Raw genomic sequence first — 25,292 nt, forward strand, 5'->3', positions numbered from 1 at the left:
CCCCCCCCCCCCCCGCCCGACCCAGCACGCATAAACAACGAGCCGACCAACCGCCGTTGCTGTCGCTGTTGCTTCAGACGTTGCTCGCAAGCAGTCGCGGCCGCAGGCCGCGCGGAATCTCACAGATGCCGCAGTTCCTGCTTCAGCGTCGCCACGCACCGCCGGCTCACTTCCAGCGGCTGCTTGCCATGCCGCAGCACCGCCTGCACCTGCCCGCCGACGCCGCGCCGCAGTTCCACCAGTTCATGGCGGGCCACCAGGCAGTTGCGGTGGATGCGCACGAAGCGGCTGGCGAACTCCTCCTCCAGCGACTTCAGCGATTCCTCGATCAAGTCTTCGCCGCGCGCGTGGTGCACCACCACGTACTTCTCTTCGGCCTGCAGGTAGTGGATGTCGTCCAGCGGAATCAAACGCAGGCTGCCACGCAGGCGCGCGCACAGCATGCTGCGGGCCTGGCCGCCGCTGTGCTCGGGCTGGCCATCCCGACCGGCCAGGAACGTACGCGCGCGCGCGATGGCCGCGGCCAGACGCTCGGCACGTACCGGCTTCATCAGGTAATCAATCGCCGCCGCCTCGAACGCCGACAGCGCGTGCGCATCGTAGGCGGTGCAGAACACCACCGCCGGCCGCGGTTCGAAACTGGCCAGGTGGCGCGCGGCTTCCAGGCCATCCAGCCCGGGCATGGCGATATCCAGCAGCACCAGGTCCGGCTGCAGTTCCGCGCACGCGTGCAGGGCCTGCTCGCCGTTGCCGGCCTCGGCCACCACGTCGATGCCCTCCTGCGCCGCCAACAGGCCGCGCAGGCGCTCGCGGGCCAGCGGTTCGTCATCGGCGATGACTACCCTCACGCTCATTCCCTCACTGGATCGGCACTGTCACCTGGCAGGCATAGTAGCCTTCGCTCCAGCCGGCCGTCATCCGCGCGGCACGACCGAAGCGCCACGCCAGCCGATGCCCGATGCTGTGCTGTGCGTGGCCCGCACCCCGTGCCAGGGCCAGCCCCGGGGCCTGCGGATCCGGCGCCGGATTGCGAACTGTGATCTGCAGCTCATTGTTCCTGCAGGCCAGCAGAAGCTCGATGGTGCCGCCCTCGGGCAGGCGCGAAATACCATGCAGCACCGCGTTTTCCACCAGCGGCTGCAGCACCAGGCGCGGCAGCGGCAGGCCCCAGGGCAAGGGTTCCTCGCGCTGCCAGTGCACCTGCAGGCGTTCGCCCAGGCGCAGCGATTCAATCGACAGGTAGCGCTCGGCCAGCTCGCACTCGGCCTGCAGGGTGGAATCGCCCTCGCCGGCACCCAGCGCGGCGCGGAACAGATCGGACAGGTCCAGCACCGCGCGTTCGGCCACGGCCGGGTCGCGGTGCAGCAGGCTGGCGATCAGGTTCATGCTGTTGAACAGGAAATGCGGGCGGATGCGCGCCTGCAGTGCGTCGGCCTGGGCACGCGCGTTGGCCTGCACCTGCGCGGCCCAGCGGTCACTCACATAGAAGTAGCGCAGCGCCAGCGCGGTGATCAGCGCCGTGGTCGCGGCACTGCCCAGGGTGAAGCGCCAGAAGCTGATGCCGCGCGTGAAGTTGTCACCCAGCACCGCGTACAGGGCATGCACGACGCCGGCGCAGGCCACGGCGATGAGCGCCGACAACCCGATGGCCATCAGCGCGCCCAGCACCTCGGGCAGGGTCGACAGTGCCCGCCGCAGCAGGCACAGGCAGGCGCTGACCGCCAGCGAAAGCCACAACGCGAAACCACTGGCCGAGGCCAGCTCGGCCAGCGTCCAGTGGCGGCTGCCATCGGGCGCCAGGGCCAGCACCACCACCACCAGTTCGGCCAGGCCCAGCATCGCCAGCACGCGCGGCACGCGGCACAGTTCCGGCATCCACGGCGGGCTGGCGCTGGCTGCCATGGCTCAGGCCACGCCCAACCGTTCCTGCAGCCAGTCGCCCAGTGCCTGGATCTCTTCGGCACAGACCTGGTGCGCCATCGGGTAACGCTGCCACTGCAGCGACAGGCCCAGCGTGCGCAGCACCTGCGCGCTGTGTTCGGCCACCGCCAGCGGAATCACCGGATCGCCACTGCCGTGGGCCATGAACACCGGTACGTCGACGGCGCCGTCGACGCGGCGGGCCGCTTCGGCATCGGGCAGATAGGTGGACAGTGCGATCAGGCCGGCCAGCGGCGCGGTGCGTTCCAGCGCGGCACTGAGGATGACCGCGCCACCCTGCGAGAAGCCCGCCAGGAAGATGTGGTCGGCGGCGACGCCGCGTTCGATCTCGCGTTCGATCAGCGCGTCCAGCTGCGCCACCGATTCACGCACGCCGGCCATGTCGGCACGGGAGCGGAAATCCATGCCGACGATGTCGTACCAGCCGCGCATCGGCACGCCGTTGTTGATCGTGATCGGCCGCACCGGTGCATGCGGGAACACGAAGCGCAGCGCCGGCCAGTGCGGGCGCACCAGCTCGGGCACGATCGGCGCGAAATCATGGCCATCGGCCCCCAGGCCATGCAGCCAGATCACCGACCACTGCGGCGAGGCGCCGGTTTCCTGTTCCACCGTTTGCAGCATGATGCGGCTCCTTCAAGTTCGAGCCGCATTATGCCGCCGCCATGGGCCGATCAGTACAGCGGCGGCTGCTCGGCGGCTTCGCGGCGCAGCTCGGCCGCACGCACCAGGACGGGCGGCGGCGTGTTTTCCTCGGGGATGTCCAGCAGGCCCCAGCGGTGCAGGAAGCCACCGGGCCCGCGCGAGGAGGTCAGCGCCACCACGGGAATGGCCAGCACCATGCCGATCACCACCGGTGCCATCCACACCGCCAACGAGGGCGATACCGCCCAGGCCAGCATGCCCATGAAGGCACCGAACACGCCCAGCCCACCGTAGCCGCGGATCAGCGCCATCCAGGAAATGCCACCGTCGTCGCGCTGCTGCGCGTCCCAGCCCGAATCGCGGCCGGACAGCACTTCGGCCACGCCGCGCGACTGCACGTACATCACCACCGGCGCCATCAGCGCCGCCAGCACGGTTTCCACCAGCATCGACACGAACGCGCGGAAGGCGCCACCGCAGCCACGGCGGTCCACCGGGTCCAGCAGCATGGCCAGGTAGCCCAGCACCTTGGGCAGCAGCAGCACGGCCATGGTCGCGCCGAACAGGCGCACCACCTGCTCCTCGTCCTGCGCACGCCAGTAGACGCTGGGTGACAGGTGCAGCAGTGCGTTGAAATCGATGCCTTCCTGGAACAGCGGGATGGCGATGCCGATCAGCATCAACATGCCCCACATCGGCGCGGTGAAGTAATGGCCAATGCCGATCAGCATGTGCACGCGGCTGATCCAGTGCAGGCCGCGGCTGCCGACCACCTTGCCGTGCTGCAGGTTGCCCTGGCACCAGCGGCGGTCGCGCACCAGCATGTCGGTCAGGGTCGGCGGGCCTTCCTCGTAGCTGCCGCCCAGGTAAGGCACCATGTGCGCGGCCCAGCCGCCCCGGCGCATCAGCGCGGCTTCGACGAAATCGTGGCTGAGCACGTGGCCGCCGAACGGCTTGCGGCCGGGCAGTGCCGGCAGGCCGGCCTGGTCGGCGAAGGCACGGGTGCGGATGATCGCGTTGTGGCCCCAGTAGTTGCTCTCGGCGCCATGCCACCAGGCCACGCCGCGGGCGATGACCGGCCCGTACACACGGCCACCGAACTGCTGCATGCGGGCAAACAGGGTGCGCCCACCGATCACCGACGGCAGGGTCTGGATCAGGCCGACGTCGGCGTTGTGTTCCATGCCCGCCACCAGGCGCACGATGCTGTCGCCGGTCATCAGGCTGTCGGCGTCCAGGATCAGCATCTGCGGGTAGGCGCCGCCGAAACGGCGCACCCAGTCGGCGATGTTGCCGGCCTTGCGCGCACCGTTGTCGCTGCGGCGGCGGTAGAACAGGCGCACCCGGCCATCGGGCACCAGTTCGCGCAGCTCGTTGAAGACCAGCTCTTCGGCGCGGGCGATGTCCTCGCGGCGGGTGTCGCTGAGCACGAAGAAATCGAAGCGTTCCAGCTGCCCGGTGGCGGCCACCGATTCGTAGATCGCGCGCAGGCCGGCCAGCAGCCGTCGCGGGTCTTCGTTGTAGGTGGGCATCAGCAGCGCGGTGCGGCTGTGCACGATCGGCAACGGCTTGTCCGGGTCGATGCCCAGGCGGTAACCGCGGTCGAACACGGCGGTGAGGAAACCGGCCACGGCACTGGCGAAGGACAGCGCGATCCAGGCGAACAGGCCGACGAACAGCACCAGCAGGCAGGCCTCGAGCACGCTGATGCCGTTGGTGGACAGCACCCGCCACATCATCCGCGTGGCCACGGCGGTCATCGCCGCGGTACCACCGAAGAGGTACAGGCGGCGCAGCTTGATCATGCGCGGCGAGGTGCGGTGGCGAGGGACCTTGAGCTTGCCTTCGCGCAGGGTCTGCTCGGGCATCTGCAGGGGCGCTTCGGGCGGCAGCAGCGCCCAGCCGGCATCCAGCTCGGGGTTGCCCGGGCCGGCGTGAGAGGTGGTTTGAGCTTCCATCGCGTCTACTCCGCCCAGGCAGCATGGCTGGCCATCCTGGCCAAGCGGCATGCACCAGGGTTCCCCGCGCGCATTCCCGGCGCCCGCACTTGTCCTGCCTGCGACGGCGTCACGCCGCGCAGTAGATGTCTGTCACTACCGGAACCCACACGATCTCCAACGGGGCGGAATCGAAAATGCGGCCCAGCATAAGAGGGCAAATGTAAGGTGAGCGCGAAGGTTTACGCCGGGGATTTCCCCCATTCAGCAAATAGCGGGCGATGGCAGGCTCGAGCATGCCGCGCACACGTAGGCGTGGCGGAAACTGGATCGAGCAAAATGATAATGATTCCCAACGGGTAGGATCGCCGGCAACCCCGGTAGCCGCCAACCTGGGTTGGCGCTCTACATCCGGCGCAGAAGCGTGCCAACCAAGGTTGGCAGCTGCCAGCGCTCAGGTCGTCTCAAGTGCCGCGGGATCGCGGTTCGCCGCCGCGCGCGCGCGGTCGATCGCCACCGCCAGTTGCTGGCGGGCGAGCAGTTGTTGCGCCTGCACCACTTCGGGTGTCGGCAGAAGCACCGGTCCGGGTGCGTTTTCCGGTGTAACAGGTGTGGTCATGCAACCTCCAAGGACATCCCGCCAACGCGCCAGGGCCAGGCCCGAGCGGCAGCGGAACTGCGCACCCTATCCTAAAAACAAGGCGGGCGGGTGACGGTGCATTCCCGTTACGCAAGTGCTGAATTGGTCCTCCGTCACATTTTTGACGGTTCGGACTAGGTGGCTGAATGCGACCCATTTATCATGAAAACGTTTTCCTACAGGGACGTCCCCCTTCATGAACGCAGTCGACCTCACGCAGTACAGCCCGAAGTGGCAGTTCCGCTTCAATTTCTTCCAGCAGCACGGCGCGCCCAAGGAACCGGGCTTCAAGCAGGCCTGGAAGGCGCTTTCCTTCGGCGACCGGCTGAAGATCAACATCAATTTCTTCGCGTTCTTCTTCAACTGGATCTATCTGCTGATCCTGGGCATGTGGCGCAAGGCGCTGGTCGTGGTGGGCATCTACATCGTGCTGATCGCGCTGGCCTTCGTGCTGCCGGAAATCGTGGTCCGCGCACTGTGGATTGCCACCAATTTCCTGATCGCCTCCAGCGCCAACTACGGCTACTTCCAGAATAAAGTGAAGGGCAGCACCAGCTGGAACCCCTTCGAAGGCATGTTCTAAGCCGCTGCCAACGCCGGGCCCCCGCCCGGCAGGCCGCACTGACGACGCCCGGCTCCGGCCGGGCGTCGTCGTCTGCGACATCAGGCGGCGCGCAGCTTCGCTGCCGCCGGGGCGTCGGCCTGCAGGCGGAAGCGCGACACCGCCACCGCCAGCTGCTCGGCCTGGTCTTCCATCGCCCGTGCGGCCGCCGTGGCTTCTTCCACCAGCGCCGCGTTCTGCTGGGTGGTTTCGTCCATCTGCACCACGGTCTGGTTGACCTGCTCGATGCCCGCCGACTGTTCGCGCGAGGCGGCCGAGATCTCGGCCATGATGTCGTTCACCCGGCCGACCTGGCCGACGATCTCCTGCATCGTGCGGCCGGCACCGTGCACCAGCTGCGCACCGGCGCCGACCTGGGCCACCGAGGCGTCAATCAGGCCCTTGATCTCCTTGGCCGCCCCCGCCGAGCGCTGCGCCAGCGCACGCACTTCGCTGGCCACCACGGCGAAACCACGGCCCTGCTCGCCGGCACGCGCGGCTTCCACCGCAGCGTTCAGCGCCAGGATGTTGGTCTGGAACGCGATGCCATCGATCACCGAGATGATCTCGGCGATGCGCTGCGAGGAGTTCTCGATCTGCTCCATGGTCTGCACCACCTGGCCGACCACCTGCCCGCCCTCGCTGGCCACGCCTGCGGCCGACGCCGCCAGGCTGTTGGCCTGCTGCGCATGCTCGGCGTTCTGGCGCACGGTGGAGGTCAGTTCCTCCATCGATGCCGCCGTCTCTTCCAGGTTGGCCGCCTGCTGTTCAGTGCGGCGCGACAGGTCGCTGTTGCCCGAGGCGATCTCGCCGGCCGCCAGGCGGATGCTTGCCGCCGACTGCTGGATCTGGCCGACGATCTGGGTCAGCTGCTGCACCGTGCTGTTGGCATCGTCGCGCATCACCGCGAACACGCCGTGGAAATCACCGTGCATGCGCGTGCTGAGGTCACCGGCGGCAATCGCGCGCAGCAGCGTGGAAAGCGCGGCCAGGTTGTGGTCGCTCACCTGCATCATGGTGTTGAGCGTTTCGACCATGCGCCGGAAGTCGTGCTCGAAGCGCTCCGCATCGCCGCGCACCGCGAAGTCACCCGCTGCGGCCGCAGCGGCCAGCTGCTGGATCTCCTCGTTGATCGCCCCCAGGTTGGCCTTGGTGGTGGCCATGGCCGCGGTGAACACCGCCTTCTCGCCCGGCAGGGCTTCCATGTCCACGCTGAGGTCGCCCACCGCGTAGCGCTGCATCACCTCCACCAGGCGCTGGGTGACCGCGTTGCTCGACGCCACCAGCTGGTTGCTGTCGGCCACCATGCGGCCGTACTCGCCCGGGAACGCGCTGGCATCCATGCGGTAGCTGATCTGGCCTTCGTCATGGCGCTGCGCCATTTCGGCCTGCGCCGCCATCACCGCCTGCAGCGTGCCGCGCATGCCCTGCATCGCCTCCAGCAGGCGACCCACTTCATCGTTGCCGCGCGACGGCAGTGCGGTATCCAGCTTGCCGGCCGCCACGTCGCTGGCGATGCGCACGGCCTGCGCCAGCGGACGGATGGCCAAGCCACGCAGCAGCACGTAGACCCCGGCGCTGAGGGTGAGCGCGGCAATCACGCCGACCAGCAGGGTCAGCCACAGCAGCTGGCGGGCTTCGGCGACGATCACCGCGTGCGGCACCACCACGCCCAGCGCGAAGTGCTGCGGAGCATCGCCGACCTGCATCGGCACGTACAGGCGCACGTTGCCTTCGGCATCCGGCTCGAACGCCTCGAAGGTCTTGCCCTCGGCAATCTGCGCCAGCATCTGCTGGGTTTCCGCATCGGTACGCGGCTTGCCGATCTCGGCGGCATTGGCCGCCGCCAGCACCACGCCCTTGGGCGAGAGCAGTTCGACCCGGCCGGCCCCCATCGGGGTCAGCGTGGCCAGGTGCTTCTGCAGAGCCGCCAGCGAGAAATCGACGGTGAACACGCCGAGGAAGGTGCCGTTCTCCACGATAGGCGTGCTCAGCGTGCTCATCAGCACCTGCTGGCCGCCGATGGCATAGGCATACGGCTCGCTGACCTTGGGCAGCTTGTCGCGGCTCGGGCCCATGTACCAGTCACCGGAGCCATCCGGCAGGTCGGTGTAGGCGGTCATCGGCGACTGCTGGGGCTTGCCGCCCTCCCAGGCCCAGTAGCTCATGAAGCGACCGGTGGCATCGTGCGCTTCGGTATTCACGAAGTCTGCATCCTTGCCGTCGAAAGCGTTCGCTTCCCACATGGTGCTCTTGCCCACCCATTCCGGGTGCGCCTGCAGCTGCTGGCCAACGACCGCGGCCAGTGCGGCGCGGTCCGGGGCATCGCCGCGGGCACGCTGGGCCAGCACGGTTTCCACCATCGCATCGTTGCTGGCGAAGGCCGTGCCCAGATCGGCAGACACCTTGCGCGCTTCGGCGACGGCTTCACTGGCCATGGTCTGGCGCGAGGCATTGACCAGGCTGGCACTGGCCTGGCGGTAGATGAGGAAAGCGGTGATGCCGAAGCAGAGCAGCGCGATCGAAGCAGTGCCCAGCATCAGCTTGTGGGCGATGCTGCCCGGGCGACGGGCAGCGGCAGAGCGGGAAGAAGGCATGGACAGGTCCGCAAGCAGTTCAGGACAACCGGCACCGGAACGGCACCGCGCAGATGCGCGATCCCTCGCGCCGCCGCCTGCCAGCTGCGGATCGAAACCCACGGTGGCAAGGCACGCACCGGGTTAGCGGCCGCAGGGGGGACGGATTGAGAAAAACCGCCTGCTCGAACCTGAACGCGCTCAGCCGTAGAGTCGAGCTTGCTCGATGTTCCGGCGCGTAGAGTCGAGCTTGCTCGACTGATCCACAGTGCAGTCGAGCAAGCTCGACTCTACAAAAGCGGCTGCATGCGCGGCAGTACTTCGATGCTGCCTGCGGCGTACTGCTGCAGCACGCCCTCCGGGCCGAAGCGCGGTTGCCAGCCCAGCGCCTGGCGCAGCCGGCTGCTGTCGTAGACACGGTCGATGCTGTGCGGCAGCGGCCAGCCCCGGCGGTCGAACTCGGCGAGCAGCTGCGGTACCCGGCGGGCCAGCACCTGGCGCGGGTTGGCGGCCAGCTCCAGGCAGTCACTGCGCTGGAACGGACTGGCCGCGCAGGCGATGTAGCGCTGGAACGGCTCACCCTCATCCACCAGCAGCGCCGCGTGGGCACTGGCCACGTCGCGCGCATCGATGCCACGGTGCAGACGGAACATGGCCATGCGTTCGGGTGGCTCGGGGAAGCAGCGCGCCATGCGCAGCACGCGCACCTCGAAGCCCTGCCCCGCCGCCTGCTCGGCCAGTGCTTCGGCCTGCAGCTTGGTGCGGTGGTAGATGGTGCGTGGCAGCGGTTCGGTCGTTTCGTCTATCCAGCGGCAGCCACCGGCCACTACCGCATGGCCGTACAGCGCCGTGGTGCTGGTCAGCACGAAGCGGCGCGCGCCGGCCTGCCGGGCCAGCTGCAGCAGCTGGCCGGTGGCATCGACGTTGATCTGCTCGAACACCGGATCAGGGACCAGGCCGACGTGCGGCGCGTGCAGGGCTGCGGTGTGGATCACCGCGTCCACACCCCGCACGGCGCGCTCCAGCGCCTGGCGGTCGGTGACATCGGCAATGATGCGGGTGGTGTTGAAGGGCATGCGATCCAACCCCACCACGTCGTGCTCGGCGGCCAGCGCACCGAAGATCGCGCGCCCGATCCGCCCGGAACTTCCGGTCAACAGGATCTTCATTGAATCCATTCGCTCGACAGCGCCCGGGAGCTACCGGGATCCCTCGATTCTAGGCGCGCGCGCGGGCACGGCAACAGCCTGTTCACCTGCGTGACGCGGTAGCGAAGCGTCAAGCGCGTGCATGGCCAGCGTGAAAGCGGCGCCGCGAACATGCACCTGCCATTACCGTGGGCTGTGCAGCATGGGACCGGTCGTCGAAGCTGGCGGCGTCCCTACCGCACAGGAGACACAGCATGGCCAACGCACCCCACGGCACACAGAATCGCGGCTTCGCCTCGATGGATGAAGACAAGCAGCGCGCCATCGCCGCCAAGGGCGGCCGCGCGGCCCACGCATCGGGCAACGCGCATGAATTCAATTCCGCCGAAGCACGCGTCGCCGGCCGCAAGGGCGGCGAAGCGATCAGCCGTAACCGCCAGCACATGGCGGCGATCGGCCGCGAGGGCGGGCATGCGCGGCATGCCAATGCGCAGCGCCAGCAGCAACAGATGCAGGAAGAACCGAAGGCACCGGCTGCACCGGCGTCGCCGTATCCACAGCAGGGCTGATACCCAGCAGTGCTCCGTGAGACGAAATGCAAAGGGCCCCGTCGATGACGGGGCCCTGCTTTGCAGTAATCGCTCAGCCGAAGCCGAGGATCAGGCTGCCTTCATCGCATGCTTGCGGTCGCGCATCACGCGGTGGCAGTCCTGCACTTCCGGCAGCCACGCGGTCACTTCCTGGCGCACGGCCGGCGGCAGCTCGTTGTCGTTTAGCACGTCCTTGAACGCGGCCAGCAGGCGGTCTTCGGACTCTTCCAGCTCGGCCACGTAGCCATAGTTGGTGTCACCGAACGCGGCGCGCACCTTGCCGTAGAACTGCTGCATCGAGCCGACCATGGTGCCGTGCTCGGCCGGCTTGCCGCCGGTGGCGACGACGGCGCTGCTCAGCGAAGAAACGATGCGCGCCTTGACGCCGGCAATGCGCACGAACAGCGCGGACAGCTCGGTGTCCTTCACCTTGGTGGCGGCTTCTTCGTAGAACGACTTGCCGTCGCGGGCGATCTCGATCAGGTCGTTGAGGCGATGTTCGATGGTGGACTGGGTGCTCATGGTGTTTCTCCTTGATCGGGTCTGCGGGATGAGGGCAGCGGTGTGTCCGTTGCCTGCAGGACCAGAGTGGAGAAGCGCGCGTGCTTCGCGGGTGAGTACCGTTTGATGCGGAAATCACGGCCTCGAACGGCAACTGACTGTTCACACTGTCTTGCATGTGATTCACGCCGAGAGAACGTTTCCGCACGTGCTCATCAGTCAGGCGGTGCGCCATGCGCTGACGCGAATTTCGACAGCGAAGACGACTCGACCGGCAGATCGTTTGCCAGGCACCATTCAACAAAATCGACCAGCGGTACCGTCACCCGGACCGCTCCGATCCCGCCCGCTCTGGTGAGCCACAGATGGCGCTCGATATCCCTCTCCCACTCGGCAAACGTATCGTGCCAGTCTCGTTCAGGCAGGAGCGCCTTGAAGCTGGCGTACTCCTCCTCCCGAAACCACGCGAACGCAAGATACGACGCGCTATCCTCGCGGGGAGGAGGAAGCGGCACGAGGGCGGGCCGACGATGTTTCATGGTTCCATGACCTCAGTGGAGCGTTTCTGAAGTATCCGCCAGCAGCACCGGTTTCGGTCAAGGGTCAGACAATCGCAGGAAGATGTCGATTCCCTCCCCCGTCATTCGTCGGAGCAGGAAAGGCAGGCATGTCGCCTGCAGGAGCACCGCCATGCATCCGATCCTCACCGCCTTCGCAACCTCCCCCGACCGCGGCCAGGGCCTGGCCCGCGACATGCGCGTGCGCTGGGCGCTGGAGGAACTGGGCATCGCCTACGACGTGCAGCTGCTGACCTTCGCCGAGATGAAGGAACCCGCGCATCGTGCGCGCCACCCGTTCGGGCAGATTCCCACCTGGCAGGACGGCGATCTGCAGCTGTTTGAATCCGGCGCGATCATCCTGCACCTGGCCGAACAGCATGCGGGCCTGCTGCCTGCGGATGCGGACGGCCGCATGCGCGCGATCGTGTGGATGTTCGCGGCGCTGAACACGGTGGAGCCGCCGATTGTCGAGCGGTCGATGGCCTGGGTGCTGGAGCGCGAACAGCCCTGGTACGCGCAGCGGCTGGTGATGCTGGACGAGCGCGTGCGGCGGCGGCTGCAGGAACTGTCGACGCGGCTGGGCGACGGCCCGTGGCTGGACGGCGCGTTCAGTGCCGGCGACCTGCTGATGGTGTCGGTGCTGCTGCGCTTGAAGAGCAGCGGCATCGTCGATGAATTCCCGTTGCTGGCTGACTACGTGGCGCGCGCGACGGCGCGGCCGACCTACCAGCGCGCGTTTGCCGCGCAGCTGGCGGTGTTCCAGAACGCCTGACTCCCTGCCGATCCGCCCGCCTCAGCGCAGCGGATCGGCCGCCACGCCCTCATGGGTGATCTTCACCGGCAGGATGTGGCCCTGCGCATCGAACTCCATGCGCTCGATGGCGGTTTCGCGGTGGTCGCGGGCGGTGTCACCGTGCGGGCGACGGTGGTAGACGATGTACCAGCGATCGGTGCCTGGCACCTGGATCACCGAGTTATGCCCGGCGCTGGTCGCGATGGCCTCATCCTGCTGCAGCACCGTGCCGACGCGCTTGAACGGGCCGGTGGGTGCATCGGCAATGGCATAGGCCACCTTGTAATCCGGGCCACCCCAGCCGCCTTCGGACCACATCAAGTAATAGCGCCCACCGCGCTTGAACATCAGCGGGCCTTCCACGTACTCCGGCGCCGGCGTGATTTCCTTGAACAGCGAACCATCGGCCAGCGGCAGCACGCCGGTGAAATCATCCTTCAGCCGCACCATGTTCGCGTGTTTCCAGCCGCCGTAGATCATGTACCAGACGCCATCGTCGTCCTTGAACACGAACTGGTCGATGGGCTGCGCGCCATTATGGAAAGCGCCGACCAGCGGCTTGCCCAGCAGATCCTTGTACGGCCCTTCCGGGCGGTCGGCCACGGCCACGCCGATACCCCCCAGTTCGCTATCGGTCTTGATGTCGTTGGCGGCGAAGAAGAAGTAGTACTTGCCCTTGTTTTCCACGACGGAGGGCGCCCACATCGCGCGCTTGGCCCAAGGTACATCCTTGGCGTTCAGGACGTCGGCATGCCTGGTCCAATGCACCAGATCCGGCGACGAGAACGCATCGAAGGTGATCTGCGCATCGTAATCCGCGGATGTGGTCGGGAATATCCAGTAGCGGTTGGCGAATACCGCAGCTTCCGGGTCGGCGTACCAGCCCTTCAGGACCGGATTACCCGAGGTGGCCGGCGGCGCCGCCTGCGCGCCCGTTGCCAGTGCCGCTGCCATGCAGGCGGCCATCATCCACTTGCCCAACGCCATGCCGTGCGCTCCCGTGCTGGATAGATGGGAGCATATTAGATCGATTCAGATGCAGAATGCGAAGGCAGTCCCACCCCGTGCGCGGGAGTGGGACGCAGGCCTCAGGCTTTCTTGATGACGGTGCGCTTGCCGATGTTGCTGGTCTTGCCGGCGGTCGGCTTGGCCAGGCCCGGGATCAGGAAATCGGTGACCTTGTGGCCCATGGACACCTTGTGTGCCAGCCAACGCGGCATGCGGCCACGGCCGGTCCAGGTCAGGCGCTTGTATTCCGGATCGCGGTATTTGGCGGCGACCTTGCCGGTTTTACGGCGGGCGGGCTTGCGCGCGGGCGCGGCGGTTTCTGCGGCTTCATCGCCGAAGAGTTCTTCGATGGTGTAACCGGCTTCGGCGGCGGCGGCCTTCAGCAGGCGGCGCACGGCGGCGGCCGGGCGGCGGGTGGTGATGAGCGCTTTGCGCTGTTCGGCCGCAGCCACCAGTGCGCCCAGCTCCCGAAGGCTGAGCGATTCAATATCGATAGTCATGCGGGGAAAGGTCTACTGCGGCGGGCTGGGTGTCAAGCTTGCTTTACAGGTGCAGCAACTTGCCGACGTCCACCGTCTGCAGCCTGCCGGCGTGAGACGGGAACAATTTGAATAGTTTCATTCTCGGCCATCCCACGGAATGACAGAATGTCATGTATCCGATCCCCCCTGAGTGATGGTGCGTCAGGGATTAGCTGGATTCAGGAACGTCTCGAATCAAAGCGATACCACAGGGAAAGAAGGATGATCTCCGGAACGCTTACTCAAGAGCAGCATCTCCACGCACTTCGCCTGCACCGGCGGAAGGCGGTAAAGGTGCTGGTAGGGGTCCTGCTGGGATGTGCGGTGGTCGGCGTTGTCGCTCTCGCCGTAGGCCATCAATTCTCCGGCCTTGTCCTTGTCTGCGGCGGTATTGGCGGCGCGATTGGTGCGCTCGCCCAGTCCAGGCTGGCGCTGCCCCGTCAGGTGGCCAAGATCCATCGTCAGCAGGCGAGTCTGCACGCTCACTACACCTACAGCTGGGACCACGAATGGCTCAGCGTTGCGTCCGAGCATGTGCAAGCCAAACGGCGATGGTCGGATTACACGAAGCTGCGGGAAAGTGATGAGCTGTTCCTTCTCTACCACTCGGACGTCATGTTCGAGGTTTTCCCGAAGGCATGGTTCAACGGCCAGACGCAGTTGGATGAATTCCGGCAACTGGCCCTGCAGCCGGCGGGCTGAGCGTACGTAGTACTCGCAGGGCGCGCGCGTAGTGCTCAATCCTTCTTTTTGGTGGGCCCACCAGGATTCGAACCTGGAACCAAGGGATTATGAGTCCCCTGCTCTAACCGTTGAGCTATAGGCCCTGCGCAGCGCCACAGTGTAGTGGAGCGCGCCCCTGCCCGGCTACTCAGGCATCAACGGCCAGTGCCTTGGCCACCTGCTCCAGCCGCACCTCGGCAATCTCCGCAAAGTGCTGCATCTGCCGCAGGTGCGCTTGGAACAAGGCAGCAGTCCGCCTCGCCCCTTCCAGTCCCGCGCGGTTGCTGCCAGCAAAGCCTTCAACCAGCCCCTCACCAGCGAGCGTCAGCAGCGCATACGTCGTGCGCCGGGCGAAACCAAGCCGGTCTTCGCGCTCGTCCTGCAGTACCTCCTCCCAGTCAAGCAGCGGCGGGAAATCCGCCCGCAGGGAATCGGCCGTGTCGTTCTGCACATCGTTCATGGCGTAACTCCAGATACATGACGAACCAGAGCAGCAGGCCGTACGCGATGTGCGTGGCTTGCTGCGCGTCTGCATCGGTGCCGGTGATGTCCGGCCCGCCTACGTGATGTGTTGAGCATCCGCCCAGCCAGACTGCGGCCGCACCAGAACTATTTCAAACGGCAGATGCGACACCGGTCGAAATCACCCGAACCGCTCCCCCATGGCCCTGACTCGCTCGGCATTTCCCCGCGCCAGCGCACGCAATGCGTCCGACCCCACCCGCGCATCCCCCGCAACGCGCTCCCAGAACTCGCTCGCCAGCGGCGAGGCCCAGCGCAGATGTTCCAGCTCACCGCTCTCCCGCGGCGCTACCGCGTCCAACGGCGCATCCTGCCGCAGCACCCCCAGCCGGGACGGCGCCAACGACATCGGCAACATGTCGTACGCCGGTGCCAGCGGCAGCGCGCCGCGATCAACGAGGCGGAAACCGATGTTGCCCTGGTGCATGTCGCTGTTGCCGATCAACCGGCCAAACGCGTGCAGCCGCGCCATCGCCCGCACGGTCTCCGCAGACAACCAGCCCAGCGCCTGCAGCTGCGCACCCGCGCGCGGCCAATCCAGCGTCGCTTCGCCGGTAAACGCGGACGACAGCGACAGCAGCGAAACGAAGCCCCGGCGCCCCAGCACATCGGCGCTGCGGTCGAAGCGCGTCACTTCCAGGAAGGTATGCGTGGGCGTCTGCAGCAGCTCACTGCTGGCGGCGTCCACGCCAGCGGCGCGCAGGGTTTCCAGCGCCAGGTGTTCGCACACCAGCAGATCAGCCCAGCGCTGCGCGGCCTCGCCACCATCGGGCTGGGCAAACTTCACGATTACCGCGCGACGCCCGTCTTCGCTTTCCACCGTGGCGGTGAACTTGGGCTGCTCGCCGCCGGGTGACGAGCCCACGTCTTCGCCGGCCAGCGCGGCACGCGCACGGTGCGGGTACTGCTGAGGCCGGTCACGTGCAGCCACGCGGTCAGGTGGCGCATCCAGCGCGGCGAGAGCCGCGTGTACGGCCTCACCGCCCAGCAGCAGGTCGCCGGTCTCGGTTCCGCCGCCGTGCACCAGCGCCACCAGCACGTCGTCGCGCTGCCAGCGGGCCAGATCCGAAGGCAGTCCAAGCCCGCGCGCACGGCCATGCGCGAAGCTGCGGCCGAGGAAGCCCTGCGGCCGCAGGTCATCGAGGTACCACGGCAGGCCCGGGAAGAAGGCGGCGATGTCGCCGTCCGGCGCGCGCAACAGGTTGGGCCGCGCACGGCTGGCGTCCACGTGGAAGGTGTCGCCGCTGAGCGCGATCAGCCGGCCCAGTTCCTCCAGCGTGGCGTCTTCGCGCAGGCGGTAGAGGGGCCATTCGCTGCCCACGCGTGAGGGCTGGCGCAGGGCATAGGCGGTGGCGCGGGTCTGCCCCAGCCGCACGACCTGGTCGCCACTGGCCGCAACCAGGCGGCTGAGGGTCATGCGGTTCACGCCCAGGCGCTCGGCCAGCGCGGCCGCCGGTTGCGGTTGGCCGGGGGGAAGCTGGGCGATCAGATCCTGAGGGTGCAGGAGCGCGCGGCGGGCCATGGAGGGGCCTTGGAGACGAATAGTGTTACGTATTTATCGCAAAATCACGCTATCCGCAAGCTGGCGACAACATCAAAATTTCTGTTTTGAAAAGGTTTTTGAGACGACGGTAGCAACTTGGATCAAGAATAGTGTTACGTAAAAATTACGAATGGTTCAATCAATCCGCCGGGCATGGCCCGGCGCTACCAAAGAAAAACCCCGCCGAAGCGGGGTTTCTCTCAACACATCAGCCGTCGCCGGGTATCAGTCGATATCCAGGAAGCTGCGCAGCTGTTCCGAGCGGCTCGGGTGACGCAGCTTGCGCAGGGCCTTCGCTTCGATCTGGCGGATGCGCTCGCGGGTCACGTCGAACTGCTTGCCGACCTCTTCCAGCGTGTGGTCGGTGTTCATGTCGATGCCGAAGCGCATGCGCAGCACCTTGGCTTCCCTCGGGGTGAGGCCGGCCAGCACGTCGCGCACGGTTTCAGACAAGTTGATGTTGGTGGTGTTCTCGATCGGGGACTCCACGTTGGTGTCCTCGATGAAGTCGCCCAGATGGGAATCCTCGTCGTCGCCGATCGGGGTTTCCATCGAGATCGGCTCCTTGGCGATCTTCATCACCTTGCGGATCTTGTCTTCCGGCATGTCCATTTCCTTGGCCAGCTCCTCCGGCGTGGCCTCGCGGCCGTACTGCTGGAGCATCTGGCGGGAAATGCGGTTCAACTTGTTGATCGTCTCGATCATGTGCACCGGGATACGGATGGTGCGTGCCTGGTCGGCAATCGAGCGGGTGATCGCCTGGCGGATCCACCAGGTGGCGTAGGTCGAGAACTTGTAACCGCGGCGGTATTCGAACTTGTCCACGGCCTTCATCAGGCCGATGTTGCCTTCCTGGATCAGATCGAGGAACTGCAGGCCGCGGTTGGTGTACTTCTTGGCGATGGAGATGACCAGGCGCAGGTTGGCCTCGACCATTTCCTTCTTGGCCTTGCGGGCCTTGGCTTCGCCGTAGGCCATGGCGCGGCTGATTTCCTTCAGCTCGTCCAGGTCCAGCAGGGTCAGCTTTTCGATGTCGATGGTGGCCTGCTGCTCGGACACGATCTGGTCCTTCACCTCACGCAGCGCCGAGGACCACTTCTGCTTGCGCTTCAGTGCGTCTTCCACCCATTCCAGGTTGGTCTGGTTGCCTTCCCACGAACGGATGAAGTCCTTGCGCGGCATGCGGGCAGTGACGGTGGCCAGGTTCAGCACGCGGCGCTCATGCGACTTGATGTCGGCCATGGTGTCGCGCAGCTGCTTGGTCAGCACGTCGGTCAGCGGCAGCGGCAGCTTCAGGGTGACGAACACCGCCGACATCTCCTCGCGGAGCTTCGGCAGGTTCTTCTTGTCGCCCTTGGCGGCCGCCTTCTTGAAGGCATTGAACGCGTCGGTCAGCGCCTGCATGCGTGCGGCGACTTCCTCCGGGTCCGGACCGGTCGGTGCGGCTTCTTCATCGCCGCCGTCGACATCATCGTCCTCGTCCTCGTCGGCGTCGTCATCGCTGTCGTCGCTGTCATCGGACGCAGCAGCGGCCGGAGCCGGCACTTCGTCGGAGAGGTCGTTGAAGCCGACGATCACTTCGGCCAGGCGCTTCTTGCCTTCCTTGTGGGCGTCGTAGTCGGACAGCAGCGATTCGACCGAGACCGGGAACTGGCCCAAGGCGGCCTGCACCTGCGAAAGGCCTTCCTCGATGCGCTTGGCGATGGCGATTTCGCCCTCGCGGGTCAGCAGCTCGACGGTGCCCATTTCGCGCATGTACATGCGCACCGGGTCGGTGGTGCGGCCACCTTCGGTGTCCAGCGCGCTCAGCGCTGCGGCGGCTTCTTCGGCCGCGGTGTCGTCGACCTCACGGTTGCCCGTGTTGCCGTCGTTGAGAAGCAGGGTTTCCACATCCGGCGCAACTTCATGGACATCAATGCCCATGCCGTTGATCATGCCGATGATGTCTTCGATCTGTTCCGGGTCGACCATGTCGTCCGGCAGATGGTCATTGACTTCGGCGTAGGTCAGGTAGCCCTGTTCCAGGCCCTTGCTGATCAGTTGCTTGATTTCGGATTGGGCAGGACGTTCGTTGGCCATGTAGTGCTCGCGCCACCGGCTAGGGAGAAATAGGGAACGTAGCATTATACCAGCCCGGGGCCCGGCCTGCCGGGCGGTGGTCCCGGCGGCCTAGGGCCTGAGGAGGAAGGTCACGGGACCGTCGTTGACCAGGCTGACGACCATATGGGCACCAAACCGGCCCGTTTCCACCCCCGGGGCGTGATTTTCACGGCAGATCTCGACAAATCGGTTGAACCCGCGTTCAGCCTCGTCCGGCGGGGCGGCGCTGGTGAAGCTGGGGCGCATGCCCGACCGGGTATCGGCGGCCAGGGTGAACTGGCTGACCAGCAGCAGCCCGCCCCCGGTATCACGCAGCGAACGGTTCATTTTCCCCGCCTCGTCTGCGAATACACGGTAGCCAAGCAAGCGTTCGGCCATCCGCTTCAGATGTGCCTCGGTATCGCCCGGCTCCATGCCCACCAGGGCCAGCAGACCGGGGCCGATCTGCCCGACCGCCTCGCCCTCCACATGCACGGCGGCCTGGGTGACACGCTGGATCAGGACGAGCATCGGGGGCTCCAGATAACAGGGCCGGCCACGATAGCAGCGCCCTTGGCTAAACTGGGGCCAATGAATCCGCATCGCAAAGCCCGGCTGGTCTATCGCGCCACCACCCTGTTCGCCCGCCTGCCCTGGCCGCTGCTGCGGGGGTTCGCGCACGCCCTCGCCTGGGCCTGGATCCGCCTGAACGCCCGCGAGAGCCGCGTGACCCGGCGCAACCTGGAACTGGCCTACCCGTACATCACCGGCGCCGCGCGCGACCGCCTGCACCGCGAGCTGCTGCGCTCGACCGCGCTGCAGGCCATCGAAACCCTGCGCCTGTGGAGCCAGAAGCCGGCCGACAACCTGCGCCTGCACCTGAAGGAGCAGCACGGCGCGGCCCTGTACGACGCGGCCCTGGCCAGCGGCAAGGGCGTGATCGTGGCCGCCCCGCACTTCGGCAACTGGGAGTTGTTGAACCAGTGGCTGGCCTCGCGCGGGCAGATCGCCATCGTCTACAAGCCGCCGGAGGACGAGGCCGGCGACGCCTTCCTGCAGCTGGTGCGGGGCGGCCAGAACGTGCAGCAGGTGCGCGCCGAAGGCCCGGCCGTGCGCCAGCTGTTCAAGGTGCTCAAGGACGGCGGGGCCACCGGCATCCTGCCCGACCAGCAGCCCAAGGCCGGCGACGGCGTGTTCGTGCCGTTCTTCGGCCTGCAGGCGCTGACCATGACCCTGGTCAACCGCCTGGCCGAGCGCACCGGCGCCATCGTGCTCTACGGCTGGTGCGAGCGGATCGGGCCGGACATGGAATTTGCCCTGCACATCGAGCCGACCGACCCGGCCGTGGCCGACCCGGACCCGCAGGTGGCCGCCACCGCGCTCAACGCCGGCATCGAGCGCATCGCCCGCCGCGACCCCACCCAGTACCAGTGGACCTACAAGCGCTACACGCTGCGCCCGCCGGGCAGCGGCGAAGATGACCCGTACGCCACCAAAGAACATCCGCACTGAGGACGGCGGCGGCTGGCCTGCGACCGGCTGCCGCAGTACGTTGAATACGACGCTGGCGCCCCCATAGAGACTGCGATGTCCGCCTCCCCCGGTCCTGCCATGCCTGCTTCTTCCCTGTTCGGCGATCCCGCCGCGATCCGCTGCGAACGCGCGGTGGCCGAGCTGCGTGCCGGTCGCCCGGTCCTGCTGCACGACGGCCAGGGCCAGCGCCTGGCGGTGATCGCACTGGACAGCGCCACGGCCAGCAGCTTCGCTGCCTTCGCCAGCGCCGCGCGCGAGCGCCACTACCTGTTCCTGACCGCCACCCGCGCCCGCGTGCTCGGCGTGGAGGCGGCCGACGGCGCGCGCCTGCCGCTGGCCGGCGTGGCCTTCGATGCCCTGCCCTCGCTGGGCTACCTGCGCGAGCCAGGCCCGATGCCGGACGGCTGGAGTGCAGGCGACGCCTTCGATGCCGGCGCGGTGGAACTGGCCCGCCTGGGCCTGCTGCTGCCGGCGATGGTGGCCGTGCGCCTGGACGCCGATGACCACACCTTTGACGGTGCGGCCGAGGTGGCCCTGTGCGACCTGGCAGAAGGCGCGGCCCATGCGGCCCACGATTACGACCTGGTGGCGCGTTCGCCGGTGCCGCTGCGCGATGTCGGCATGACCACCTTCGCGGTGTTCCGCGGCGGCGTGGCCCAGCGCGACCAGGTGGCGATCATCGTCGGTGAGCCGGACCTGTCGGCCGTGGTGCCGGTGCGCGTGCATTCCTCCTGCCTGACCGGTGACCTGTTCGGTTCGCTCAAGTGCGACTGCGGCGACCAGCTGCGGCGCGGCCTGCGCAAGCTGAAGGAGCTGGGCGGCGGCGTGCTGCTGTACCTGGACCAGGAAGGGCGCGGCACCGGCATCGCCGCCAAGATGCGCGCCTATGGCTACCAGCACGACGGCCTGGACACCATCGACGCCGATGCACAGCTTGGCTTCGGTGCCGACGAGCGCCGCTATGGCAGCGCCGTGGCGATGCTGCGCGGCCTGGGTGTTTCGCGCGTGGCCCTGCTCAGCAACAACCCGACCAAGGCACAGCGCCTGCGCAACGCCGGCATCGAAGTGCTGGACTGCATTCCGGTCACCGGCGAGATCACCGCCGAGAACGAGCACTACCTGCGCACCAAGGCCGACCGCGCCGGCCACATGCTCGATGTCGACGCACTGATCCAGGCCGCCCAGTAACGCGGCCGACCTGCTACCGTCTGCGCGGGGCGGCTGCGGCCGCCACCGCCCTGCCCTGCTGCCCGACGGACGCCCGCGTGACCGAACTGCCTTCGCCTGCATCGCCGCACCTGGACCACCTGGACCACTGGCAACCGCTGCCCCGCCGTGCTGCGCGCATGGCCGCGCTGGAAGGCGCGTTCGGCGGGCTGTTCGTCCCCGGCGCGCCACTGGCCGTGGCCTGGTGGTTCCTCGATCTGCCCGGCGGCCTGTGGGGCGCAGCGGTCGGCCTGCTGGTCGGCCTGCTGGTCGGCGCCTGGCTCGGCCACCGGCGCCTGACCCGCACGCGCTGGCGGCTGGATGCACAAGGCCTGGGTCTGCGCCGCGACCTGATGTGGCAGGTGGAAACCCGCATTCCCATTTCCCGTGTGCAGCACCTGGACCTGCGCCGTGGCCCGTTGGAACGTCGCATGGGCCTGGCCACGCTGATCGTGCACACCGCTGGCACGCGCCTGAGCGCGGTGACCGTCACCGGCCTGGACGAGGACGACGCCGAACGCCTGCGCGACACCCTCGCGCACCAGCTCGACCAGGACGCGGACGCCCTGTGAGCCTGCCGCCGCCCCTGCCGCCATCGCTGCCCGGCGACGACCATGAGCATCGCCTGCACCCGTGGTCGTGGCTGTTCGTGCTGCTGATGCAGCTGCGCCACTACCTGCTGCCGCTGGTGGCGCTGCTGGTATTCGGCCAGCGCGGCGACCGCGACCCGATGTGGGCGCAGCTGATCCCACTGTCAGCCATCGCCGCGCTGGTGCTGGTGTCGGTGCTGCAGTACCTGAGCTACCGCTACCGCATCGGCAGCGATGCGATCACCGTGCGCAGCGGCCTGCTGTCGCGCAACCGCCGCGAGATTCCCTTCGCCCGCATCCACAACGTGGAAGTGCGGCAGAACCCGCTGCACCGCCTGTTCGGGGTGGCCGAGCTGCGTCTGGAATCGGCCGGTGGCGTGCGCCCGGAAGCGGAGATGCGCGTGCTCAAGCTGGACCAGGCGCTGGCGCTGGAACGGCTGGTGCGCCAGCGCGGGCAGGCATCGCAGACGGTCACCGGCGATGCGCCGCACGACATCGCCAACGACGACGACGAGCAGGTGCTGCTGCGCCTGTCGGCGTGGGACGTGGTGCGCATGGGCCTGCTGTCCAACCGCGGCTGGGCGCTGGTCGTGGCCGCCGTCGGCGTGCTGCTCCAGACGGTGCCGCGGCCGGTGATGGACGATGCCATCCAGCGCGGCGGACGCCAGGCCTTCGGTTACGTCAGCCACCTGCACCCGGGCCTGACCGGCACCCTGCTGCTGGTGGTGGCGACCCTGCTGCTGGGCTGGCTGGGCCTGCGCGTGCTGTCGGTGGTGCTGACGGTGCTGCGCTACCACGGCTTCACCCTGAGCGAGCGCGAGCGCCGGCTGACGGTCTCCACCGGCCTGCTCAGCCGCACCCGCAGCAGCGTGGCACGCCGCCGCATCCAGGCCTGGACGCTGCGCGAAGGCACGCTGCAGCGCTGGTTCGGGCTGCGCCAGCTGCGCATCGACAGCGCGGCGGGCGGGCCCTCGCGTGATGATGATCGTGCCCTGCGCGAGCTGGCGCCGCTGGCCCCGGCCGCCACCTGCGAAGGGCTGGTCAAGCACCTGCTGCCGCAGTTGCAGTGGCCGCCGGCGCAGTGGCATGCGCTGCCGCAACGCGGCTGGTGGCGGCTGAGCCTGGGCAGCCTGGTGCTGGTGCCGCTGCTGGCAGCCGGCGCCTACTGGCGCTGGGGCCCGTGGGGCCTGCTGGTGCTGGGCTGGCTGCCGGTGGCCCTGCTGGTGGCGCACCGGCAGATGGCGCGCATGGGCTGGCACCTGGATGGCCAGTTCGTGGCCGTGCGCGGTGGCTGGTGGCAGCGCTGGTGGCGCTGGGCGGAACTGGACAAGGTGCAGGGTTTGCGCCTGCAGCGTTCACCGTTGGACAAGCTGCTGGGCACCGCCAGCCTGCAGCTGGATACCGCCGGCGCGCACGGTGACGTGGCGCTGGCACTGAACTATCTGCCGCAGGCGCAGGCGCAACAGGTGATGGAGCAGCTGGCGGTGGCGCTGGCGCGGCGCAAGCTGCGCTGGTGATGGCGGGGTACATGGACACCCGCCGGTAGAGTCGACCGTTGGTCGACTATCGCGCGCAGCGCGAGGTTTCCAGACAATTGATGGAGAGCAGTCGACCAAGGTTCGACTCTACCCATCACCGCTGCGACGGACCCCAATACCCCAGGTCCTTGCGGATCTGCAGGTCGCGCACCCAGCTGCCGAACGGCTTGCGGCGCAGCGCGCCCATTTCGCCGGACAGGAAATCCTCGGTCGCGGCGATCACCCGCTCGCTGGAGCGGCCATCGCGGAACGGGTGGATGGCATCGGCATAGCGCACGATCTCCGCCTGCAGCGCGGGCTCCGGGTGCAGCGCGCGCTGCAGCATCGCCTGCAGTTGCGTGGCATCGTCGAAGTCGATCATGTGCGGCTTCGGCACGCGGTTGCGGAAGGTCACCACCGGCTTGTGCTGGACGATGAACTCCGAAACGATCGACGAGGTATCCGACACCAGCACGTCGGCCGCACGCTGCGCGGCCATCACCTGCTCCGGCTCGATGAAGCGCGCATTGGCACCGGCCAGCGCGCGGTAGCGCTCGAACAGTTCCGGCGGGCACTTCGGGTGCAGGGTCAGCAGCCAGTAGCGCTCACCGGCGGCGATGTCCGCGGCGATCGGCTCCAGCAGGTGCGGGGCCGCGCTCAGGCGCTCGGTGAAGGTCGAGCCGAACAGGATGACCGGACGTCCGCCGGCTGGTGCACGCAGCGCGGCACTCTCGCCGCCATCGTCGCGGAACAGCGGGTCCAGCTTCGGCCAGCCAGTCTCGGCCACGGCGAAGTGACCCTGCTGCTCGGCGATCTGCCGGAACGGTGCGGTGGTGGCCGGCCCCTGCGTGCAGTACAGGTCGAACATGCCGCGCACCCGGAAGTGGCCGCGGGCGCTGTCGCGCTTCTCCACGTTGAAGCCATGGAACAGCTGCACCTTGGCCCCGGAGAGGAAGGTCGGCACCCAGTTGGCGGCGCTGAACACCGCGCGCGGGCGCATCGCCAGGGCCTGCTTCAGGCCGATGTTGGGCACTCCCGGCAGGCTGCTGCCGGCCGCACCGCCCTCGAACCAGGCAGCCACCTCCTGCCCGGACGCGTGCAAGGCCTGCGCCAACGGGGCGAGAATAGGCAGCGCATAGCGCTCCGTCGCAAACAACAGGTACCCGGCCATCATGTCCTCCACGACCGCTCCCATCGAACGGCCTCGCATCTCGGCGTGCATTATCGCGTTCAACGAGGCCGGGCGCATCGGCGACTGCCTGGCCTCGCTGGCCTTCTGCGATGAGATCGTGGTGGTGGACTCGCAGTCCACCGATGCCACCGTGGCCATCGCCGAGGCCGCTGGCGCCCGCGTGCTGCAGCGTCCGTTCGATGGTTTCCGCAGCCAGAAGGCGTTCTGCGTCGAACAGGCCAGCCACGACTGGGTGCTGTGCCTGGACGCCGACGAACGCATCAGCCCCGAGCTGCGCACGGCCATCGAGCAGGCCCGCGATGGCGGCTTCAGCGGCCACGCCGGTTACTGTTTCGCCCGCCTCTCGGAGTATTTCGGCAAGTTCCTGCGCCACGGCAACGCCTACCCGGACCGGGTGATGCGGCTGTTCGACCGCCGCCAGGGCGGCTGGCGCGGCAAGCGCGAGATCCACGAAGCGGCCAGCGTCGATGGCAGCGTCGGCACCCTGCGCGGTGATCTCATCCACTACCCCTACCGCTCCCTGCAGCAGCAGCTGGCCAAGACCGAGAAGTACGCACGGATGATGGCCGAGCACGAGTTCGCACGCGGCAAGCGGGCTACCCTGGGCAAGCTGGTGCTGGCCCCGGCCTGGCGGTTCTGGCGCGGCTTCGTGTTCCGTGGCGGCTTCCGCGATGGCTGGCACGGCCTGGTATATGCCTACGTGCGCGCCAACTACGTTCGGCAGAAGACCATCATGTTGTGGATGCTGGGCAACGGCCAGGCCGTGGCCGACCCGCGCAGCGAGTGATCCGGCATGTGTGCCGACCAACGGTCGGCACCTACCGGTAGCGGCCGGGCCGGGCCCGGGGGCCGGGGGGGGGGGGGCCCCCCCCCCCCGCTACGGGGCCATCCACGAAGCCAGAAGCAGTCGAGCATGGCTCGACTCT

25 protein-coding genes and 1 tRNA gene are annotated in these 25,292 nt (G+C 67.7%); 9 read left to right on the forward strand and 17 right to left on the reverse strand.

Annotated elements, in window-relative coordinates:
* Window positions 1-119: 119 nt before the first annotated feature.
* From IAE56_RS13110 to IAE56_RS13130, 5 genes are all read right to left on the reverse strand, one after another.
* Window positions 120-854 carry a LytTR family DNA-binding domain-containing protein gene (locus tag IAE56_RS13110; protein ID WP_200752818.1) on the reverse strand — a complete coding sequence of 245 codons (735 nt, stop codon included), beginning with the start codon at window positions 852-854 and terminating at the stop codon, window positions 120-122.
* 4 nt (window positions 855-858) lie between these two features.
* Window positions 859-1,902 carry a sensor histidine kinase gene (locus IAE56_RS13115; protein ID WP_200752819.1) on the reverse strand — a complete coding sequence of 348 codons (1,044 nt, stop codon included), beginning with the start codon at window positions 1,900-1,902 and terminating at the stop codon, window positions 859-861.
* Window positions 1,903-1,905: 3 nt separating this feature from the next.
* The gene (locus tag IAE56_RS13120; RefSeq protein WP_200752820.1) at window positions 1,906-2,565 is read right to left on the reverse strand and encodes an alpha/beta hydrolase; all 660 of its coding nucleotides are present in this window, start codon (window positions 2,563-2,565) and stop codon (window positions 1,906-1,908) included.
* A gap of 50 nt (window positions 2,566-2,615) precedes the next feature.
* Complete coding sequence (mdoH, locus tag IAE56_RS13125; protein WP_108770102.1) at window positions 2,616-4,544, reverse strand: glucans biosynthesis glucosyltransferase MdoH; 1,929 nt, start codon at window positions 4,542-4,544, stop codon at window positions 2,616-2,618.
* A 433-nt stretch (window positions 4,545-4,977) separates the two neighbouring features.
* Window positions 4,978-5,142, reverse strand: coding sequence for a hypothetical protein (locus tag IAE56_RS13130; RefSeq protein ID WP_200752821.1), 165 nt, complete (start codon window positions 5,140-5,142; stop codon window positions 4,978-4,980).
* Window positions 5,143-5,359: 217 nt separating this feature from the next.
* On the opposite strand from IAE56_RS13130, the gene IAE56_RS13135 reads away from it, so the two are divergent.
* Entirely contained in the window at window positions 5,360-5,746 is a 387-nt protein-coding gene (locus IAE56_RS13135) for a DUF2628 domain-containing protein (RefSeq protein ID WP_200752822.1), read from the forward strand.
* A gap of 80 nt (window positions 5,747-5,826) precedes the next feature.
* Here the strand turns inward: IAE56_RS13135 and IAE56_RS13140 are convergent, their stop codons facing one another.
* Together IAE56_RS13140 and IAE56_RS13145 are read right to left on the reverse strand one after the other, a co-directional pair.
* Window positions 5,827-8,361: a methyl-accepting chemotaxis protein gene (locus IAE56_RS13140; protein ID WP_200752823.1), complete on the reverse strand. Its 2,535-nt coding sequence runs from the start codon at window positions 8,359-8,361 to the stop codon at window positions 5,827-5,829.
* 269 nt (window positions 8,362-8,630) lie between these two features.
* Entirely contained in the window at window positions 8,631-9,509 is an 879-nt protein-coding gene (locus tag IAE56_RS13145) for an NAD(P)-dependent oxidoreductase (protein WP_200752824.1), read from the reverse strand.
* Between the two features lie 233 nt (window positions 9,510-9,742).
* On the opposite strand from IAE56_RS13145, the gene IAE56_RS13150 reads away from it, so the two are divergent.
* Complete coding sequence (locus tag IAE56_RS13150; RefSeq protein WP_108770106.1) at window positions 9,743-10,057, forward strand: KGG domain-containing protein; 315 nt, start codon at window positions 9,743-9,745, stop codon at window positions 10,055-10,057.
* A 90-nt stretch (window positions 10,058-10,147) separates the two neighbouring features.
* Here IAE56_RS13150 and IAE56_RS13155 read toward each other — a convergent pair whose 3' ends face one another.
* Complete coding sequence (locus IAE56_RS13155) at window positions 10,148-10,600, reverse strand: PA2169 family four-helix-bundle protein (protein ID WP_108770107.1); 453 nt, start codon at window positions 10,598-10,600, stop codon at window positions 10,148-10,150.
* A gap of 194 nt (window positions 10,601-10,794) precedes the next feature.
* A complete protein-coding gene (locus IAE56_RS13160) occupies window positions 10,795-11,118 on the reverse strand; it encodes a hypothetical protein (RefSeq protein WP_200752825.1) in 324 nt (107 codons plus the stop codon).
* 151 nt (window positions 11,119-11,269) lie between these two features.
* Between IAE56_RS13160 and IAE56_RS13165 the strand changes: the two genes are divergently transcribed.
* A complete protein-coding gene (locus tag IAE56_RS13165; protein WP_200752826.1) occupies window positions 11,270-11,911 on the forward strand; it encodes a glutathione S-transferase family protein in 642 nt (213 codons plus the stop codon).
* A 21-nt stretch (window positions 11,912-11,932) separates the two neighbouring features.
* Here the strand turns inward: IAE56_RS13165 and IAE56_RS13170 are convergent, their stop codons facing one another.
* Together IAE56_RS13170 and IAE56_RS13175 are read right to left on the reverse strand one after the other, a co-directional pair.
* Window positions 11,933-12,919 carry a glycoside hydrolase family 43 protein gene (locus IAE56_RS13170; RefSeq protein ID WP_200752827.1) on the reverse strand — a complete coding sequence of 329 codons (987 nt, stop codon included), beginning with the start codon at window positions 12,917-12,919 and terminating at the stop codon, window positions 11,933-11,935.
* A 101-nt stretch (window positions 12,920-13,020) separates the two neighbouring features.
* The gene (locus IAE56_RS13175) at window positions 13,021-13,440 is read right to left on the reverse strand and encodes an H-NS histone family protein (protein WP_200752828.1); all 420 of its coding nucleotides are present in this window, start codon (window positions 13,438-13,440) and stop codon (window positions 13,021-13,023) included.
* 243 nt (window positions 13,441-13,683) lie between these two features.
* On the opposite strand from IAE56_RS13175, the gene IAE56_RS13180 reads away from it, so the two are divergent.
* The gene (locus IAE56_RS13180) at window positions 13,684-14,163 is read left to right on the forward strand and encodes a YcxB family protein (protein WP_200752829.1); all 480 of its coding nucleotides are present in this window, start codon (window positions 13,684-13,686) and stop codon (window positions 14,161-14,163) included.
* Between the two features lie 49 nt (window positions 14,164-14,212).
* Here the strand turns inward: IAE56_RS13180 and IAE56_RS13185 are convergent.
* The 5 genes from IAE56_RS13185 to dtd form a co-directional block, all read right to left on the reverse strand.
* Window positions 14,213-14,288: transfer RNA gene (locus tag IAE56_RS13185), tRNA-Ile, on the reverse strand.
* Between the two features lie 44 nt (window positions 14,289-14,332).
* A complete protein-coding gene (locus tag IAE56_RS13190) occupies window positions 14,333-14,644 on the reverse strand; it encodes a hypothetical protein (protein ID WP_200752830.1) in 312 nt (103 codons plus the stop codon).
* 183 nt (window positions 14,645-14,827) lie between these two features.
* Window positions 14,828-16,228, reverse strand: a complete 1,401-nt coding sequence (gene yjjJ / locus IAE56_RS13195; protein WP_200752831.1) for a type II toxin-antitoxin system HipA family toxin YjjJ — start codon at window positions 16,226-16,228, stop codon at window positions 14,828-14,830.
* Window positions 16,229-16,474: 246 nt separating this feature from the next.
* Window positions 16,475-18,328: an RNA polymerase sigma factor RpoD gene (gene rpoD, locus IAE56_RS13200; protein WP_108770117.1), complete on the reverse strand. Its 1,854-nt coding sequence runs from the start codon at window positions 18,326-18,328 to the stop codon at window positions 16,475-16,477.
* 90 nt (window positions 18,329-18,418) lie between these two features.
* Entirely contained in the window at window positions 18,419-18,859 is a 441-nt protein-coding gene (gene dtd / locus IAE56_RS13205) for a D-aminoacyl-tRNA deacylase (RefSeq protein WP_200752832.1), read from the reverse strand.
* A gap of 60 nt (window positions 18,860-18,919) precedes the next feature.
* Between dtd and IAE56_RS13210 the strand changes: the two genes are divergently transcribed.
* From IAE56_RS13210 to IAE56_RS13225, 4 genes are all read left to right on the forward strand, one after another.
* Window positions 18,920-19,840: a lauroyl acyltransferase gene (locus IAE56_RS13210; RefSeq protein WP_200752833.1), complete on the forward strand. Its 921-nt coding sequence runs from the start codon at window positions 18,920-18,922 to the stop codon at window positions 19,838-19,840.
* Between the two features lie 75 nt (window positions 19,841-19,915).
* Window positions 19,916-21,049, forward strand: coding sequence for a GTP cyclohydrolase II RibA (ribA, locus tag IAE56_RS13215; protein WP_200752834.1), 1,134 nt, complete (start codon window positions 19,916-19,918; stop codon window positions 21,047-21,049).
* Window positions 21,050-21,207: 158 nt separating this feature from the next.
* A complete protein-coding gene (locus tag IAE56_RS13220) occupies window positions 21,208-21,639 on the forward strand; it encodes a PH domain-containing protein (RefSeq protein WP_108770758.1) in 432 nt (143 codons plus the stop codon).
* Window positions 21,636-23,174 carry a PH domain-containing protein gene (locus IAE56_RS13225; protein ID WP_200752835.1) on the forward strand — a complete coding sequence of 513 codons (1,539 nt, stop codon included), beginning with the start codon at window positions 21,636-21,638 and terminating at the stop codon, window positions 23,172-23,174. The genes IAE56_RS13220 and IAE56_RS13225 overlap by 4 nt, the downstream gene beginning before the upstream one ends.
* 115 nt (window positions 23,175-23,289) lie before the next feature.
* On the opposite strand, the gene IAE56_RS13230 is transcribed toward IAE56_RS13225, so the two are convergent.
* Window positions 23,290-24,348 (reverse strand): CDP-glycerol glycerophosphotransferase family protein, encoded by a 1,059-nt coding sequence (locus tag IAE56_RS13230; protein ID WP_200752837.1) that lies wholly within the window; start codon window positions 24,346-24,348, stop codon window positions 23,290-23,292.
* Between IAE56_RS13230 and IAE56_RS13235 the strand changes: the two genes are divergently transcribed.
* Window positions 24,347-25,153 (forward strand): glycosyltransferase family 2 protein, encoded by an 807-nt coding sequence (locus IAE56_RS13235; protein ID WP_200752836.1) that lies wholly within the window; start codon window positions 24,347-24,349, stop codon window positions 25,151-25,153. The two genes, IAE56_RS13230 and IAE56_RS13235, sit on opposite strands and share 2 nt — an antisense overlap.
* Window positions 25,154-25,292: the final 139 nt, after the last annotated feature.

The organism is Stenotrophomonas sp. S41, from assembly GCF_016624625.1.
Classification (GTDB): Bacteria; Pseudomonadota; Gammaproteobacteria; order Xanthomonadales; family Xanthomonadaceae; genus Stenotrophomonas.

Bases quoted from the DNA above. Each gene is read 5' to 3' on its own strand.
- IAE56_RS13110 (WP_200752818.1), bottom strand. From the start codon at position 854: ATGAGCGTGAGGGTAGTCATCGCCGATGACGAACCGCTGGCCCGCGAG.
- IAE56_RS13115 (WP_200752819.1), bottom strand. From the start codon at position 1,902: ATGGCAGCCAGCGCCAGCCCGCCGTGGATGCCGGAACTGTGCCGCGTG.
- IAE56_RS13120 (WP_200752820.1), bottom strand. From the start codon at position 2,565: ATGCTGCAAACGGTGGAACAGGAAACCGGCGCCTCGCCGCAGTGGTCG.
- mdoH (WP_108770102.1), bottom strand. From the start codon at position 4,544: ATGGAAGCTCAAACCACCTCTCACGCCGGCCCGGGCAACCCCGAGCTG.
- IAE56_RS13130 (WP_200752821.1), bottom strand. From the start codon at position 5,142: ATGACCACACCTGTTACACCGGAAAACGCACCCGGACCGGTGCTTCTG.
- IAE56_RS13135 (WP_200752822.1), top strand. From the start codon at position 5,360: ATGAACGCAGTCGACCTCACGCAGTACAGCCCGAAGTGGCAGTTCCGC.
- IAE56_RS13140 (WP_200752823.1), bottom strand. From the start codon at position 8,361: ATGCCTTCTTCCCGCTCTGCCGCTGCCCGTCGCCCGGGCAGCATCGCC.
- IAE56_RS13145 (WP_200752824.1), bottom strand. From the start codon at position 9,509: ATGAAGATCCTGTTGACCGGAAGTTCCGGGCGGATCGGGCGCGCGATC.
- IAE56_RS13150 (WP_108770106.1), top strand. From the start codon at position 9,743: ATGGCCAACGCACCCCACGGCACACAGAATCGCGGCTTCGCCTCGATG.
- IAE56_RS13155 (WP_108770107.1), bottom strand. From the start codon at position 10,600: ATGAGCACCCAGTCCACCATCGAACATCGCCTCAACGACCTGATCGAG.
- IAE56_RS13160 (WP_200752825.1), bottom strand. From the start codon at position 11,118: ATGAAACATCGTCGGCCCGCCCTCGTGCCGCTTCCTCCTCCCCGCGAG.
- IAE56_RS13165 (WP_200752826.1), top strand. From the start codon at position 11,270: ATGCATCCGATCCTCACCGCCTTCGCAACCTCCCCCGACCGCGGCCAG.
- IAE56_RS13170 (WP_200752827.1), bottom strand. From the start codon at position 12,919: ATGGCGTTGGGCAAGTGGATGATGGCCGCCTGCATGGCAGCGGCACTG.
- IAE56_RS13175 (WP_200752828.1), bottom strand. From the start codon at position 13,440: ATGACTATCGATATTGAATCGCTCAGCCTTCGGGAGCTGGGCGCACTG.
- IAE56_RS13180 (WP_200752829.1), top strand. From the start codon at position 13,684: ATGATCTCCGGAACGCTTACTCAAGAGCAGCATCTCCACGCACTTCGC.
- IAE56_RS13190 (WP_200752830.1), bottom strand. From the start codon at position 14,644: ATGAACGATGTGCAGAACGACACGGCCGATTCCCTGCGGGCGGATTTC.
- yjjJ (WP_200752831.1), bottom strand. From the start codon at position 16,228: ATGGCCCGCCGCGCGCTCCTGCACCCTCAGGATCTGATCGCCCAGCTT.
- rpoD (WP_108770117.1), bottom strand. From the start codon at position 18,328: ATGGCCAACGAACGTCCTGCCCAATCCGAAATCAAGCAACTGATCAGC.
- dtd (WP_200752832.1), bottom strand. From the start codon at position 18,859: ATGCTCGTCCTGATCCAGCGTGTCACCCAGGCCGCCGTGCATGTGGAG.
- IAE56_RS13210 (WP_200752833.1), top strand. From the start codon at position 18,920: ATGAATCCGCATCGCAAAGCCCGGCTGGTCTATCGCGCCACCACCCTG.
- ribA (WP_200752834.1), top strand. From the start codon at position 19,916: ATGTCCGCCTCCCCCGGTCCTGCCATGCCTGCTTCTTCCCTGTTCGGC.
- IAE56_RS13220 (WP_108770758.1), top strand. From the start codon at position 21,208: ATGGCCGCGCTGGAAGGCGCGTTCGGCGGGCTGTTCGTCCCCGGCGCG.
- IAE56_RS13235 (WP_200752836.1), top strand. From the start codon at position 24,347: ATGTCCTCCACGACCGCTCCCATCGAACGGCCTCGCATCTCGGCGTGC.
- IAE56_RS13230 (WP_200752837.1), bottom strand. From the start codon at position 24,348: ATGATGGCCGGGTACCTGTTGTTTGCGACGGAGCGCTATGCGCTGCCT.